We start from the raw sequence: 14,042 nt of genomic DNA on the forward strand, positions 1-14,042 counted from the left end.
TACCCGGATTACCCAAAACGTCCCGTTATGTAATTCTGGGTAGCCTCTTTCTCCGGATTGGTGAATATCTTTTTCGTCTGATCGAACTCCACCATTTCTCCCATATAGAAAAACGCCGTCTTATCACTGACACGGGCCGCCTGCTGCATATTATGCGTAACGATTACAATCGTATAATCCTTCTTCAGTTCATGAATCAACTCCTCCACTTTCGCCGTAGAAATAGGATCGAGCGCAGACGCAGGTTCATCCATCAGCAATACCGAAGGAGAGACAGCCATCGCACGGGCGATACAAAGACGCTGCTGCTGTCCGCCGGACAGTGCATAAGCCGATTCCTTCAACTTATCTTTCACCTCATCCCAAAGAGCCGCTCCTTTCAATGTTTCCTCCACACGCTGGCGAATGAAAGCATTATCTTTTATTCCGTTCACACGAAGTCCGTAAGCCACATTCTCGAATATGCTTTTCGGGAAAGGATTGGGACGCTGGAACACCATTCCCACATTCTTGCGGAGTTCGTCCACTTCCACGCCTTTCGCATAGATATTATGTCCGTCGATACGGATTTCTCCCTCCAGACGGGTAGCAGGAATCAAATCATTCATCCGGTTGAAAAGCCGGAGGAAAGTAGATTTGCCACAACCGGACGGTCCGATAAAAGCAACAACCGATTTTTCCTCAATCTGCATGCTGATGCCCTTCAATGCATGAAAGTCCCCATACCAGAAGTTCACATCACGCGCATCTATTTTCACTGTATCCATATACTAATTTAGTTCGTTTTTACTCTTTTCTCAAAATACTTTCTCAAGGCATTAGCCAGCAGATTCACCAACAGGATAATCATAATCAATACCAATGCCGTGCCATAAGCCAGCGGCAGTTGTGCCTCCATATCCGTTCCACTGGTGGAAATCACATACAAATGGTAAGGCAAGGCCATACACTGATCCAAAATGCCGGTAGGAAGTTGCGGCAGGAAGTATGCGGCACAAGTAAACAGAATCGGCGCCGTCTCTCCCGAAACACGTCCCAAGGCGAGAATCAACCCAGTGATAATGTTCGGCATACCCATCGGCAGAATAACGTGCCATATCGTCTGCAACTTCGTCGCTCCCAATGCCCGGCTACCTTCACGCATACTGTCGGGAATGGCTTTCAAGGCTTCCTCCGTTGTCCGGATGACCAAAGGTACGCAAAGCAAACCTAATGTCAAAGAACCTGCCAGAATACTATCACCAAACCCCATATAATTGACAAACAGCGCCATACCGAACAATCCGAATACGATGGAAGGAATACCGCTCAAGTTATTGGTCATCACCCGGATAAAGCGTACCAACCTGCCTTTCGGCGCATACTCATTCATATAAATCCCACTCATCACCCCTATCGGAAATGCAAACAGCGCACTTCCCACCATCAGGTAGAAGGTACCGACAATAGCCGGCCAGATACCGCCACCTGTCATTCCGTCCGTAGGAGCCGAAGTGATAAAATCCCAACTGATAGCACCGATTCCCTTATAGATGATAAATCCCAGAATCGCAAACAATATCAATACAATGCAAAGACTCAACAACCGGAAAATCCCGAAAGCAAATTTCTGCGAACGGTGTTTAGCTTTATTATTACTCCGTATTTCCATCTTATTTACTACGTTTTAATCCTTTAGAAGAAATATATTCCACACTAAAGTTGATAATCAATGTAATGAAGAACAGTACGACACCCAACAGGAACAATGCCTGATAGTGCGGACCACCTGCAGGAGCCTCTCCCAGTTCGGCGGCAATCGTAGCCGGAATGGTACGTAAAGGCTCAAGAATAGTTGTCGGAATCACAGCCGCATTACCGGTCACCATCAATACCGCCATCGTCTCTCCGATAGCACGTCCGATGCCAAGTACCACGCCGGATGTAATACCCGAAATAGAATAAGGAATTACTACCTTATATATAGTCTGCCATTGAGAAGCCCCCAACGCCAGACTCGCTTCCCGCATTGCACGCGGACAGTTACGCATCGCATCTTCCGTCACCGTTATGATGGTGGGCAATGCCATAATGGCCAGTACGATACTCCCTGCCAGGCCGCTCTCTCCCACCGGAAGATTAAACAACTTCTGAATCAACGGAACGATGACAATCAACCCGAAAAAGCCATAGACCACGGAAGGAATACCGCTCAACAGTTCGATAATCGGTTTCAGCCAGTTCCGCACTTTCGGGTTTGCCACTTCAGACATATAGATAGAAACCGAAAGCCCGAACGGCAAAGCAAAAAGAATGGCGAACAGACTCACCCACAACGTACCGGTAATCAACGGCAGGAAGCCGAATTGAGCTGCCGGAGTGGCCGTAGGAAACCATTCGGCACCCGCAAATACATCTTTCACGGAAATGGTGTTATCCTCTATGAAATGCACCGCGTCCGGATGAACAATAAACTTCTGCGGAACAAAAGCTACGATACCCGGTGTTTTCTCCACCAGTTCCGTAATCTTGTCGCCTACATATTCATAAGCAGGTCCCAACTCCTCTTCCGTATAATATTGCGTTATATCCTCCAAACGAAAAACCCGGATAGGGAGATCTTCCCCACCGAGTTCCTTCCAGTTTGTGATCTCCTCATCAAAAACATTTTTTATCTGTGCAGGGCTCAACACACTAACTTTGTTGCTCTTATTCAGCGCCAACACATATCCCTCTTCAATCACCTTACTCTTGAACAGCCCGAAAGCTTCCGTGAAAAGGAAGAGTACAATCAGCAGAATAGTAATACTTGTCACGAAACCGCTACAAGTCAACATTCCTTCTATAATCCTTTCAAATACCTTTTTCATACCTACTATGATTTCTGATGCAAAGAAAGCGTCTCTTTATTAAGGAGGTGTGACTAACGTTTGAAGGAAATGTTTCAATCATGTTACGTTTGTGTTACAAGTATCATTTCCATTCCGGATGAAATGGAAATGTAATATCCGATTGCTTAATTTGCAAAGTCAATAAAAAGAAGAAATATGAAAGTGAGAAGAAACTTATTAATCGCCCTTTCCTTACTCTCGCTCGGTGCCAACGCACAACGTATAAAAGGTAGCGACACGGTACTGCCTGTCGCACAACAGACAGCAGAGCGGTTTATGAACCAGCATCCGGATGCCCGTGTCACTGTAACCGGTGGCGGAACCGGTGTGGGTATCTCCGCTTTAATGGATAATACAACGGACATTGCAATGGCTTCCCGCCCGATCAAGTTCAGCGAGAAGATGAAAATTAAAGCGGCGGGAGAAGAAGTAAACGAAGTGATTGTTGCCTACGACGCCCTCGCCGTGGTGGTACATCCCTCTAATCCGGTGAAACAGCTGACCCGCCAACAACTGGAGGATATTTTCCGGGGGAAGATAACCAACTGGAAACAGGTAGGCGGAGACAACCGAAAAATAGTAGTCTACTCGCGTGAAACATCGTCCGGTACTTACGAATTTTTCAAAGAGAGCGTACTGAAAAATAAAAACTACATGGCAAGCAGCCTTTCCATGCCGGCAACAGGTGCTATTATCCAGTCTGTCAGCCAGACCAAAGGAGCTATCGGATATGTAGGACTGGCCTACGTGTCTCCCCGTGTCAAAACGCTTTCCGTGTCTTATGACGGAAGCCACTACGCCACCCCTACGGTAGAGAATGCCACCAACAAAACCTACCCTATCGTCCGGCCGCTTTACTACTATTACAATGTAAAAAATAAGGAACAAGTTAGCCCCCTGATTCAGTTTATTCTTTCATCCGACGGACAGGACATTATAAAAAAGAGCGGTTATATTCCGGTTAAATAAAAAAAATGTCCTACTTTTGTAGCCTAAATACAGATAACATTAACCGTTATGACAGATATTAAAAACGAAGAAGCAGGCGAAAAGAAAAGCTTGAACTTTATTGAACAGGCAGTAGAGAAAGACTTGAAAGAAGGTAAAAATGGTGGAAAAGTGCAGACGCGTTTCCCGCCCGAGCCCAACGGCTATCTTCACATCGGCCATGCCAAAGCTATTTGCCTTGATTTCGGCATCGCAGAAAAACACGGCGGTGTATGTAACCTTCGTTTCGACGACACAAACCCTACCAAGGAAGATGTGGAATATGTAGAAGCTATCAAAGAAGATATCCAATGGCTAGGCTACCAGTGGGGAAATGAATATTATGCTTCCGACTATTTCCAGCAATTATGGGATTTCGCTATCCGCCTGATCCAGGAGGGAAAAGCATATATCGACGAACAGAGTTCCGAACTGATTGCACAGCAGAAAGGTACTCCTACCCAAGCGGGTGTGGAGAGTCCTTACCGGAACCGTCCTATCGAAGAGAGCCTCGAACTTTTTAAGAAAATGAATAGCGGCGAGATCGAAGAAGGCGCTATGGTGCTCCGTGCCAAGATTGACATGGCTAATCCGAATATGCACTTCCGCGATCCGATTATTTACCGTGTAGTGAAACACCCGCACCACCGTACGGGTACTACCTGGAAAGCTTATCCGATGTATGACTTCGCCCACGGACAGAGTGACTTCTTCGAAGGAGTGACTCATTCTCTGTGCACACTTGAATTTGTGGTACACCGTCCGCTTTACGACCTCTTCATTGATTGGTTGAAAGAAGGAAAAGACCTGAACGACAACCGTCCCCGTCAGACTGAATTCAACAAACTGAATCTAAGTTACACCCTGATGAGCAAACGTAACCTGCTCACACTGGTGAAAGAAGGATTGGTAAACGGATGGGACGACCCTCGTATGCCGACTATCTGCGGTTTCCGCCGTCGCGGTTATTCACCGGAGTCCATTCATAAGTTTATCGATAAAATCGGATATACCACTTACGATGCCCTGAACGACATCGCCCTGTTGGAAAGCTCTGTCCGGGATGATTTGAACAGCCGTGCTACCCGTATATCTGCAGTAATCAACCCGGTTAAACTGATTATCACCAACTATCCGGAAGGACAGGTTGAAGAACTGGAAGCAATCAACAATCCGGAAGATCCGGAAGCAGGAAGTCACCTGATCGAGTTTAGCCGCGAATTGTGGATGGAGCGCGAAGACTTCATGGAAGACGCTCCCAAGAAATATTTCCGCATGACACCGGGACAAGAAGTACGTCTCAAAAATGCTTATATCGTGAAATGTATCGGTTGCAAGAAAGACGAAAACGGTGTAATCACAGAAGTATATTGCGAATATGACGCAAATACCCGCAGTGGCATGCCGGATGCGAACCGCAAGGTGAAAGGTACGCTCCACTGGGTAAGCTGCAACCACTGCCTGCAAGCAGAAGTACGTTTGTACGACCGTCTGTGGAAAGTGGAAAATCCACGTGACGAACTGGCCGCCATCCGCGAAGCAAAAAAATGCGAAGCACTGGAAGCCATGAAAGAAATCATTAATCCGGATTCATTGAAAGTTCTGCCCAACTGCTACATAGAGAAGTTCGCAGCTACCCTGCCTCCACTCTCCTATCTGCAGTTCCAACGGATCGGTTACTTTAATATCGACAAAGAATCAACCCCGGATAAACTAATCTTCAACCGTACAGTAGGGTTGAAAGACACATGGGGTAAGATTAATAAATAACTAAGCTTTCAAGCTTAACTTTACAATGGGGCTGTGTCAAAAGGATCATCATCTGAACTTTTGCAACAGCCCCATCTTAGCAATTAAAAATCTAAAAGTAAAATGGGTAGAAAAAATTCGCCATCAGCAAAAAAGGAACTAGTCACACTAATCACAAACTACGAAGAAGCAAAAGCAGAAAACCGACAACTTTATCTGGATGCTGACCAATTGGCCGACATCGCCGACTGGTATGCCTCCGAGCGAAAATTTGAAGAAGCACAAGAAGTAATCACTTATGGACTTAAAATACATCCGGGAAACACAGATTTGCTTATAGAACAAGCATATCTTTACCTGGATACCCAAAAGCTGCAAAAAGCAAAAAAAGTAGCGGATTCGATTACCGAAGAATTTGATTCCGAAGTGAAACTGCTGAAAGCCGAGCTATTGCTGAATGGAGGAAAACTGGAGGAAGCTCAATGGCTGTTAAGCACAATAGCGGATGCCGACGAGCTGGAAACAATCATTGATGTTGTATTTCTCTATCTGGACATGGGATACCCGGACGCAGCCAAAGAATGGCTCGACAGGGGTAAATCCCGTTATGCCGAAGATGAAGAATACATGGCTCTCACAGCCGATTATCTGGCATCGACCCATCAGGTAGAATCAGCCATCACCTATTACAATAAACTCATTGACAAATCTCCGTTCAATCCGTCCTACTGGATGGGACTGGTGAAATGTTACTTTGTCCAGGAACAAATAGACAAAGCCATCGAAGCCTGTGATTTTGCATTGGCAGCCGACGATCAGTACGGGGAAGCTTATGCCTACAAGGCACATTGTTTCTTCTATCTGAACAATTCGGATGATGCCATCGAGAATTACCAAAAGGCGATTGAGCTCAAAGCCATTCCCCCCGAACTGGGTTATATGTTTATGGGAATATCCTACGGTAATAAAGAAGAATGGCAAAAAGCTGATGACTATTACGACAAAGTGATCGAACGTTTTGAAGAAGACGGAGACAAGCAGTCTATTTTATTGATAGACACCTATACCAGCAAAGCATTCGCCCTGTCTCACCTGGAAAGGTATGAAGAGGCTCACGAACTATGCGAGAAAGCCAAAGAGATAAACCCGAACGAGGGATTAATCTATCTGACAGAAGGGAAACTATACCTGGCAGAGGAACTGGAAGACGAAGCTGCCATCTCTTTCGAAAAAGCGATAGAGATCAACCCGAACATAGAAATGTGGTATATGATTGCCTCTGCTTATTCGGAAAGTGACTATCTGATCGAAGCGAAAGAATACTTTGAAAAAGTGTACCAGATAAATCCGAAATACGAAGATGTGACGGAGAAATTGAGTGTTCTTTGCCTCATGCACGGTGAAATCGACAACTTCTTTAAATATAATAAGGAATGTGAGCACCCACTGGAAGAAGACATGATCCTGGATCTGTTGAACAGCCCCGAACATAGAGAAGAAGACGAAAGGACTCTCAAAGAAGTGTGGGAACGCATGAAAAAAGAGAATAAGAAAAAAACAAAAGGAAAAAAATAAATCAATTTATAAATTCTATCCTCAAAAAACATGGAATCAGTAGCAGAACTTCTTAAATGGGTATTAGAAAACTTGAACTATTGGGTAGTCACTATTTTTATGGCTATCGAAAGCTCTTTTATTCCCTTCCCCTCGGAAGCCGTAGTACCCCCTGCCGCATGGAAAGCTATGGCAGACGACAGTATGAATATCTTTCTCGTTGTCCTATTTGCAACTATAGGAGCAGATATCGGTGCATTAGTTAATTATTACCTGGCACGTTGGTTGGGTCGTCCTATTATCTATAAATTCGCTAACAGCCGTTTAGGGCACATGTGCCTTATTGACGAAGAGAAAATACACCATGCAGAAGAATATTTCAGAAAGCACGGTGCAGCCTCTACTTTCTTTGGCCGTCTTATTCCGGCTGTACGCCAACTTATCAGTATTCCCGCAGGGTTAGCCGGCATGAAAATAGGTCCTTTCCTGCTTTATACAACTCTCGGCGCTGCTATATGGAACAGCATATTAGCTTTGCTCGGATACCTGATTTACCGTTTTACAGACCTCAAAACGACTAACGATGTCTATGTAATGGCCACCGAATACAGTCACGAAATCGGCTATGTCATTATAGCAGTGGTGGTAATTGTAATCGTTTTTTTGGCTTATAAAGGGCTGAAAAAAAGAAAATAAGTAGTAAAATACTCATTGCAAAGCCACAGAGGACGCAGAGAACACAAAGCAAGAACATAGAGTTACCGGGGCATCCATTATTGTAAATCGGCTATTACCCGTTAAATTCTTACTTCTTTGTGTATTCTACGTCCTCTGTGGTTTATTTTTTTGTGGTAGATAAGAGCTAATTAGAAATTAAACTGAACTCCTACTCCCAATATCTCTTTAAATTGCACACGAGCACCTTTTGTACCATCCTTTTGCACGATTTTCACATCATCGTCATACATCAGGTTAGTAGTAAGTGTGGTTGAGAACCATTTATTGATAATCATATTTACTTGTACTTCCCAGTTCACATCTATATTCAGCGGCTTATGCAGATAATCGGAATATAGATCCAAACGTGAATATACCGTCATATTTTTCAAGAATTCATATTTGGCTTCTCCTTTCAAGTTAGCACCGAAGCTGGATAATAGATGTTTGCCCGGATCCACTCCATAAGCTCCTTCGTCAGAGAGACGGTCATTGAGTACAAATGTTCCGCGCCACGCAGCAGGAGACAATACAACGGTAAATATCTTACCCGGATCATACGTAAAGCCCAAACCGGTAGTCAAATAGGCAGGAGCCATAAATTCGGAGATAGCAATGTCTTTATTGACGGAGTAGTCATATCCTGGAGAAAACTGTGTCTGGAAAGTGGCAAACGCACTGGCATACCAACTTTTGGCAATAGCATAGCCATAATTCGTATTCAAATAGATTTTATCATTTGCTTTCCTGGTTCCGTCGTCACCGGTCTTATTTAATCCATAAGCCAGTTCGATACGATTATTCCACAGATGTTTTCCTTTCTTATAATTAATCTGATAAGTGCCCTGCAAGTCAAAGGCAACGGAGTTATCACCTCCGGCAGCCCAATTAGTGAGGCTCACTTGCGTTAGTTTCAGTCCGGCAAATCCTTCTTTTGTCCAGGGAGAAATTTGTGTACTATCGGCAGTTTGGGCCGACAAGGTTCCAACGCCCATACATAACAGGGCGATGAATAGAGTTTTCATTTTGTTCATGATAGTTGAGGTTTAGTGTAGAAAAAACACAACCTAACAAGAACGGAGCCTTGGCAGTTTACCAAGCCTTTTTACCAGTTCCCATTAGGTCAAAATCTTTAAGATAAGTAGCAGGCTTAAGTATTAAGTATTAGCCATATTCGTTTATTAGCTGCAACTAATAGTTAATACCTAATACTTAATACTCCATATTCTATATTACTTTACAGCAGCTAAGGCTTTGTCATAATCAGGCTCCTGGGTGATTTCAGGAACAAGTTCCGTATATGCAATTTTGCCATCTTTGCCAATCACAACTACCGCACGCGCCAAAAGTCCTGCTAACGGACCATCTGCCATACGCACTCCGTAACTTTCGTCGAAATCAGAGAAGCGGAAATCAGACAATGGAATTACATTTTCAATACCTTCTGTCGTACAGAAACGGCCGTGTGCAAAAGGAAGATCCTTAGAAATAGCCAATACTACCGTATCTTTCAATCCGGCAGCCATTTTATTAAACTTACGTACAGAAGTTGCACATACGCTGGTATCCAGACTAGGGAAAATATTTAAAATCACATTTTTACCATTTAAATCTTTCAGAGAGAAAGAAGATAAATCTGTTTTTACCAGCTCGAAGTCAGGAGCTACCTTACCTACTTGTATAAATTCACCGATCAGTTTCACCGGTTGTCCTTTGAAATTTGTTGTTGCCATAATGCATGTATATTTAAAATTTACTTTATATAGGAAACAACTATTCCCCCAAATATGTTCACGGAAAACCTTTTCTAAATTCAATTTGTTATTCCTCAACGAAATCACTCTAGTGTTCAATTTAAAATATAAAATGTATGGAAACTGTATTCAATGAGATTCAACATTCAGTAAAAAATTGGTGGACTTCTCTTCTTTTGGGAATCGTGTATATCATTGTAGCCCTTTGGCTCATGTTCTCACCCGTAAGCACCTATGTAGCTCTAAGTATCATTTTCAGTGTATCGATGCTGATAAGCGGTATTCTGGAAATCATCTTTGCTCTTAGCAACCGGAAAGGTGTCCCGAGCTGGGGATGGTATATCGTAGGAGGACTCATCGACCTCGTTCTGGGTATTTACCTGATTGCCTATCCGATGGTCAGCATGGAAGTTATTCCTTTGATCATAGCCTTCTGGCTTATGTTCCGAGGGTTCTCCTCCACCGGCTATTCCATCGACCTGAAACGTTACGGAACCCGCGACTGGGGCTGGTACATGGCTTTCGGTATTCTTGCCATCCTGTGCTCTCTTTTAATATTATGGCAACCCGCCATAGGAGCGCTCTACGCAGTGTATATGATTTCTTTTGCTTTCCTCATCATCGGACTTTTCCGTGTCATGCTTTCATTTGAATTAAAGAATCTGCATAAAAGAAAATAAAAAGCTTTCGGCACTTACTTTGGGATTTTGTTTATCTTTGTAGGCAATTTACATAAATCAATTAATTAAAAAGGAAGAAAATTATGGCAATGCATACATGGTTTGAGTGCAAGATCCGTTATGAAAAAGTAATGGAAAACGGAATGCAGAAGAAAGTAACTGAACCTTATCTTGTTGACGCACTCAGTTTTACAGAAGCAGAAGCACGGATTATTGAAGAAATGACTCCGTTTATCTCCGGAGAATTTACCGTTTCGGATATTAAACGTGCCAACTATAGCGAACTTTTCCCTAGCGACGAAGAAAGTGCCGACCGCTGGTTCAAATGCAAACTTATTTTCATCACTCTGGATGAAAAAAGCGGTGCTGAAAAAAAGACTTCCACCCAAGTACTGGTACAAGCTGCCGACTTGCGCGACGCAGTCAAGAAGCTGGATGAAGGAATGAAAGGAACCATGGCAGATTATCAGATCGGTATGGTATCCGAGACTCCGCTCATGGATGTATATCCTTACAGCGCCGAACCGAATGACAAACCGGAATTTGATCCATCAAAAGCATAAGTAACAATGAGTATTGCTGACAATTTAAAGCAAGTGCTGGCCGAACTCCCTCAAGGAGTCCGGCTGGTTGCTGTCTCAAAATTCCATCCCAATGAAGCGATAGAAGAAGCATATCAGGCGGGACAGCGTATTTTTGGAGAAAGCAAAGTGCAGGAAATGACAGCTAAATACGAAAGTTTGCCCAAAGACATTGAATGGCATTTCATCGGACACCTGCAGACGAACAAAATCAAATACATGATACCATACGTAGCGATGATTCATGGAATTGATAGTTATAAACTGCTGGCCGAAGTCAACAAACAAGCTGTCAAAGCGGGACGTACAGTGAACTGCCTATTGCAGATTCACGTTGCGCAGGAAGAAACCAAATTTGGTTTCAGTCCCGAAGAATGTAAGGAGATGTTGAATGCCGGAGAATGGAAAGAGCTGACTCATGTACGCATCTGCGGATTAATGGGGATGGCCAGCAACACCGATTGCATTGAACAAATCAACCGGGAATTTGGTTTACTAAATAGGCTCTTTAACGAGATAAAAACAACTTGGTTCATCCACTCCGATACTTTCTGCGAGCTGTCGATGGGAATGTCACATGACTACCACGAAGCCATTGCCGCAGGAAGTACGTTGGTACGGGTAGGAAGCAAGATTTTCGGAGAACGAATTTATTAATCAGGAGTAAAAAACATATTGCTATGACCGATTTAAAAACTACTTTCGCAGGGCTTTCCCTTAGAAACCCTATCATCATCAGTAGCTCGGGGCTGACCAACAGTGCCGGCAAAAACAAAAAATTGGCCGAAGATGGTGCCGGTGCAATTGTTCTGAAATCACTGTTTGAGGAACAGATCATGCTGGAAGCAGACCAACTGAAAGATCCGGCTTTCTATCCGGAAGCCAGTGACTATCTGGAAGAATATATCCGTGAGCACAAGCTATCCGAATACCTGACTTTAATAAAAGAAAGTAAGAAGGTATGCCCCATTCCTATCATTGCCAGCATCAACTGCTACACTGATTCCGAATGGATTGACTTTGCAAAGATGATTGAAGAAGCCGGTGCCGACGCATTGGAAATCAATATCCTTGCCCTGCAATCGGAAGTGCAATATACATACGGTTCATTCGAACAACGCCACATCGATATTCTCCGCCACATTAAAAAAACAATCAAGATACCTGTAATCATGAAACTGGGTGATAACCTGACAAATCCTGTGGCATTAATCGATCAGTTGTATGCCAACGGTGCAGCAGCAGTTGTTCTCTTCAACCGTTTCTATCAGCCGGACATCAATATCGAAAAGATGGAGCATATTTCAGGCGAAATATTCAGCAATGCTTCCGACCTCGCCATTCCGCTTCGTTGGATCGGAATTGCGTCTGCAGTAGTAGACAAGATCGACTATGCAGCTTCCGGTGGTGTTGCCAATGCAGAATCAGTAGTGAAAGCTATCCTTGCCGGTGCTTCGGCTGTAGAAGTTTGTAGCGCAGTCTATCTGAATACAAATGCATTCATCGGAGAAGCCAACCGCTTCCTCTCTGCATGGATGGAACGCAAAGGATTCAAGAATATAGCTCAATTCAAAGGCAAACTGAATATTAAGGATGTTCAGGGTGTTAATACATTCGAACGTACACAGTTCCTGAAATATTTCGGAAAGAAAGAATAAGGAAAAAGTATACTAAATCAATAAAGAAACGGTGAACAAATTGTGCTATTTGCAACAGGATGTTCACCGTTTACTTTTTTAATCACTTATTAATTTATCTCGCTTAGCAGAGAAATCTGTTATAACAAGTTGCTTGCCAGTTCACTCAATTCACTTCGTTCACCTTTCAGCAAATTGACGTGTGCAAAGATATTCTGGTCTTTCATACGATCAATCATATATACCAGGCCATTGGACTGACTATCCAGATAAGGTTGGTCAATCTGCTGGATATCTCCCGTAAATACCATCTTCGTACCTTCGCCTGCACGGGTGATGATTGTCTTTATTTCATTCGGGGTCAGATTCTGCGCTTCGTCAATGATGCAATACATTTCGCTCAAACTACGACCACGGATAAATGCCAGAGCTTCAATCACCAGCTGCTCGCTTTTCTGCATATCTTCTATGCGCTTCACTTCGGTAGAGTTTGTAGCAAACTGACGTTTTATGACGTTCAGGTTATCAAACAACGGCTGCATATAAGGAGCTACTTTTTCCTGTGCGTCTCCCGGAAGGAAACCGATATCCTTATTGGAAAGCGCCACAACGGGACGTGCCAGCAAAATCTGTTTGTAATCCGTCAGCTTACCCAAAGCAGCAGCCAAAGCCAGCAATGTCTTACCTGTTCCCGCTTTTCCTGTCAGAGCCACCAGTTTGATGTTCGGGTCATTCAGAATCTCAAAAGCAAAACTCTGTTCCGCATTCCGTGGTTCGATTCCATAATTCTTACCCTTCATCACACGGATAATAGAATGGGTAAAAGGATTGTAGCGTGCCAATACACTATTCCGGTCACTCTTCAATACAAAACATTCATTGGGATGAATCAAATCCTTAAAGTCAAATTCACTCAAGTCAATGCCTTCCTTTGAAGAATAAATACGGTCGATCAATGCCGGATCTACATTTTCAAAAATCTCATTAGATTTCTCGAACACATCTACATTTACCACCTTATCCGTAATATAATCTTCGCAAAGCAGACCGATTGAACGGGCTTTCATGCGCAGATTCACATCTTTGGTCACTAAGATAGATTTCATTTTCGGATACTTGTCGGTCAGGTATTCGGTTGCCGCCAAAATCAAATGATCGGGTTTCTTTATAGGAAACGATTCCCACACTTTGGCAGCCGGCACATTACTTGTCACGACAAACAGACGTCCCAATCCTTCGCCAAGCTTCACTCCGTCGGAGAAAAGCTCGTCGCTTGTCAGCACATCCAATTCGCGCACGAACTCACGAGCATTGAAATTTATCTGCTCGTTTCCTTTTTTGAACTTATCCAGTTCTTCGAGTACAACAAGAGGGAGGTAAATATCATTTTCCTGAAAATTCTTCAAGCAATTGTAGTCGTGAAGAATAACATTTGTGTCTAGCACAAAATTTTTCTTAGTTCCCATGATTTCTTAGATTTAAATGTTGATATTTGCAATCTCATTCGCCAATC

The 14,042-nt window shown here is 43.4% G+C and carries 14 protein-coding genes; 8 read left to right on the forward strand and 6 right to left on the reverse strand.

Annotation, left to right across the window (positions count from 1 at the left end):
* Window positions 1-8 precede the first annotated feature (8 nt).
* The 3 genes from pstB to pstC are packed head-to-tail and all read right to left on the reverse strand — an operon-like array spanning window position 9 to window position 2,849.
* The gene (pstB, locus tag NQ505_RS22175) at window positions 9-767 is read right to left on the reverse strand and encodes a phosphate ABC transporter ATP-binding protein PstB (protein WP_004296658.1); all 759 of its coding nucleotides are present in this window, start codon (window positions 765-767) and stop codon (window positions 9-11) included.
* A gap of 8 nt (window positions 768-775) precedes the next feature.
* Window positions 776-1,651, reverse strand: a complete 876-nt coding sequence (pstA, locus tag NQ505_RS22180; RefSeq protein ID WP_004321179.1) for a phosphate ABC transporter permease PstA — start codon at window positions 1,649-1,651, stop codon at window positions 776-778.
* Between the two features lies 1 nt (window position 1,652).
* On the reverse strand, window positions 1,653-2,849 hold the full coding sequence (pstC, locus tag NQ505_RS22185; RefSeq protein WP_009000081.1) for a phosphate ABC transporter permease subunit PstC: 1,197 nt from the start codon (window positions 2,847-2,849) through the stop codon (window positions 1,653-1,655).
* Window positions 2,850-3,026: 177 nt separating this feature from the next.
* On the opposite strand from pstC, the gene NQ505_RS22190 reads away from it, so the two are divergent.
* The 4 genes from NQ505_RS22190 to NQ505_RS22205 all read left to right on the forward strand — a co-directional run bounded on the left by NQ505_RS22190 (window position 3,027) and on the right by NQ505_RS22205 (window position 7,856).
* Entirely contained in the window at window positions 3,027-3,839 is an 813-nt protein-coding gene (locus NQ505_RS22190; protein WP_004310267.1) for a PstS family phosphate ABC transporter substrate-binding protein, read from the forward strand.
* A 48-nt stretch (window positions 3,840-3,887) separates the two neighbouring features.
* Window positions 3,888-5,627, forward strand: coding sequence for a glutamine--tRNA ligase/YqeY domain fusion protein (locus NQ505_RS22195; protein ID WP_009000080.1), 1,740 nt, complete (start codon window positions 3,888-3,890; stop codon window positions 5,625-5,627).
* Between the two features lie 102 nt (window positions 5,628-5,729).
* Window positions 5,730-7,181: a tetratricopeptide repeat protein gene (locus tag NQ505_RS22200; RefSeq protein WP_117515045.1), complete on the forward strand. Its 1,452-nt coding sequence runs from the start codon at window positions 5,730-5,732 to the stop codon at window positions 7,179-7,181.
* 30 nt (window positions 7,182-7,211) lie between these two features.
* Window positions 7,212-7,856 carry a DedA family protein gene (locus NQ505_RS22205; protein ID WP_004296652.1) on the forward strand — a complete coding sequence of 215 codons (645 nt, stop codon included), beginning with the start codon at window positions 7,212-7,214 and terminating at the stop codon, window positions 7,854-7,856.
* 170 nt (window positions 7,857-8,026) lie between these two features.
* Here NQ505_RS22205 and NQ505_RS22210 read toward each other — a convergent pair whose 3' ends face one another.
* Window positions 8,027-8,911 (reverse strand): DUF3078 domain-containing protein, encoded by an 885-nt coding sequence (locus tag NQ505_RS22210; protein ID WP_004296651.1) that lies wholly within the window; start codon window positions 8,909-8,911, stop codon window positions 8,027-8,029.
* 198 nt (window positions 8,912-9,109) lie between these two features.
* Window positions 9,110-9,610, reverse strand: a complete 501-nt coding sequence (gene tpx / locus NQ505_RS22215; RefSeq protein ID WP_004296650.1) for a thiol peroxidase — start codon at window positions 9,608-9,610, stop codon at window positions 9,110-9,112.
* Between the two features lie 137 nt (window positions 9,611-9,747).
* On the opposite strand from tpx, the gene NQ505_RS22220 reads away from it, so the two are divergent.
* The 4 genes from NQ505_RS22220 to NQ505_RS22235 all read left to right on the forward strand — a co-directional run bounded on the left by NQ505_RS22220 (window position 9,748) and on the right by NQ505_RS22235 (window position 12,550).
* Window positions 9,748-10,311 (forward strand): HdeD family acid-resistance protein, encoded by a 564-nt coding sequence (locus NQ505_RS22220; protein ID WP_009000078.1) that lies wholly within the window; start codon window positions 9,748-9,750, stop codon window positions 10,309-10,311.
* Between the two features lie 83 nt (window positions 10,312-10,394).
* Window positions 10,395-10,874, forward strand: a complete 480-nt coding sequence (locus tag NQ505_RS22225) for a DUF4494 domain-containing protein (protein WP_004296648.1) — start codon at window positions 10,395-10,397, stop codon at window positions 10,872-10,874.
* Between the two features lie 6 nt (window positions 10,875-10,880).
* Window positions 10,881-11,549, forward strand: a complete 669-nt coding sequence (locus NQ505_RS22230) for a YggS family pyridoxal phosphate-dependent enzyme (RefSeq protein ID WP_004296647.1) — start codon at window positions 10,881-10,883, stop codon at window positions 11,547-11,549.
* A gap of 23 nt (window positions 11,550-11,572) precedes the next feature.
* Window positions 11,573-12,550 (forward strand): dihydroorotate dehydrogenase-like protein, encoded by a 978-nt coding sequence (locus NQ505_RS22235; RefSeq protein WP_009000077.1) that lies wholly within the window; start codon window positions 11,573-11,575, stop codon window positions 12,548-12,550.
* Between the two features lie 119 nt (window positions 12,551-12,669).
* Here the strand turns inward: NQ505_RS22235 and NQ505_RS22240 are convergent, their stop codons facing one another.
* The gene (locus NQ505_RS22240) at window positions 12,670-13,995 is read right to left on the reverse strand and encodes a PhoH family protein (protein WP_004296645.1); all 1,326 of its coding nucleotides are present in this window, start codon (window positions 13,993-13,995) and stop codon (window positions 12,670-12,672) included.
* Window positions 13,996-14,042: the final 47 nt, after the last annotated feature.

Origin of the sequence: Bacteroides sp. D2 (assembly GCF_025147085.1) — a bacterium.
GTDB lineage: Bacteria > Bacteroidota > Bacteroidia > Bacteroidales > Bacteroidaceae > Bacteroides.

What these genes read in the sequence shown, in the direction of transcription:
- NQ505_RS22240 (WP_004296645.1), bottom strand. Translation starts at nt 13,995, where the DNA reads ATGGGAACTAAGAAAAATTTTGTGCTAGACACAAATGTTATTCTTCAC.
- NQ505_RS22210 (WP_004296651.1), bottom strand. Translation starts at nt 8,911, where the DNA reads ATGAACAAAATGAAAACTCTATTCATCGCCCTGTTATGTATGGGCGTT.
- tpx (WP_004296650.1), bottom strand. Translation starts at nt 9,610, where the DNA reads ATGGCAACAACAAATTTCAAAGGACAACCGGTGAAACTGATCGGTGAA.
- NQ505_RS22205 (WP_004296652.1), top strand. Translation starts at nt 7,212, where the DNA reads ATGGAATCAGTAGCAGAACTTCTTAAATGGGTATTAGAAAACTTGAAC.
- NQ505_RS22230 (WP_004296647.1), top strand. Translation starts at nt 10,881, where the DNA reads ATGAGTATTGCTGACAATTTAAAGCAAGTGCTGGCCGAACTCCCTCAA.
- NQ505_RS22225 (WP_004296648.1), top strand. Translation starts at nt 10,395, where the DNA reads ATGGCAATGCATACATGGTTTGAGTGCAAGATCCGTTATGAAAAAGTA.
- pstB (WP_004296658.1), bottom strand. Translation starts at nt 767, where the DNA reads ATGGATACAGTGAAAATAGATGCGCGTGATGTGAACTTCTGGTATGGG.
- NQ505_RS22200 (WP_117515045.1), top strand. Translation starts at nt 5,730, where the DNA reads ATGGGTAGAAAAAATTCGCCATCAGCAAAAAAGGAACTAGTCACACTA.
- pstA (WP_004321179.1), bottom strand. Translation starts at nt 1,651, where the DNA reads ATGGAAATACGGAGTAATAATAAAGCTAAACACCGTTCGCAGAAATTT.
- NQ505_RS22235 (WP_009000077.1), top strand. Translation starts at nt 11,573, where the DNA reads ATGACCGATTTAAAAACTACTTTCGCAGGGCTTTCCCTTAGAAACCCT.
- NQ505_RS22195 (WP_009000080.1), top strand. Translation starts at nt 3,888, where the DNA reads ATGACAGATATTAAAAACGAAGAAGCAGGCGAAAAGAAAAGCTTGAAC.
- pstC (WP_009000081.1), bottom strand. Translation starts at nt 2,849, where the DNA reads ATGAAAAAGGTATTTGAAAGGATTATAGAAGGAATGTTGACTTGTAGC.
- NQ505_RS22220 (WP_009000078.1), top strand. Translation starts at nt 9,748, where the DNA reads ATGGAAACTGTATTCAATGAGATTCAACATTCAGTAAAAAATTGGTGG.
- NQ505_RS22190 (WP_004310267.1), top strand. Translation starts at nt 3,027, where the DNA reads ATGAAAGTGAGAAGAAACTTATTAATCGCCCTTTCCTTACTCTCGCTC.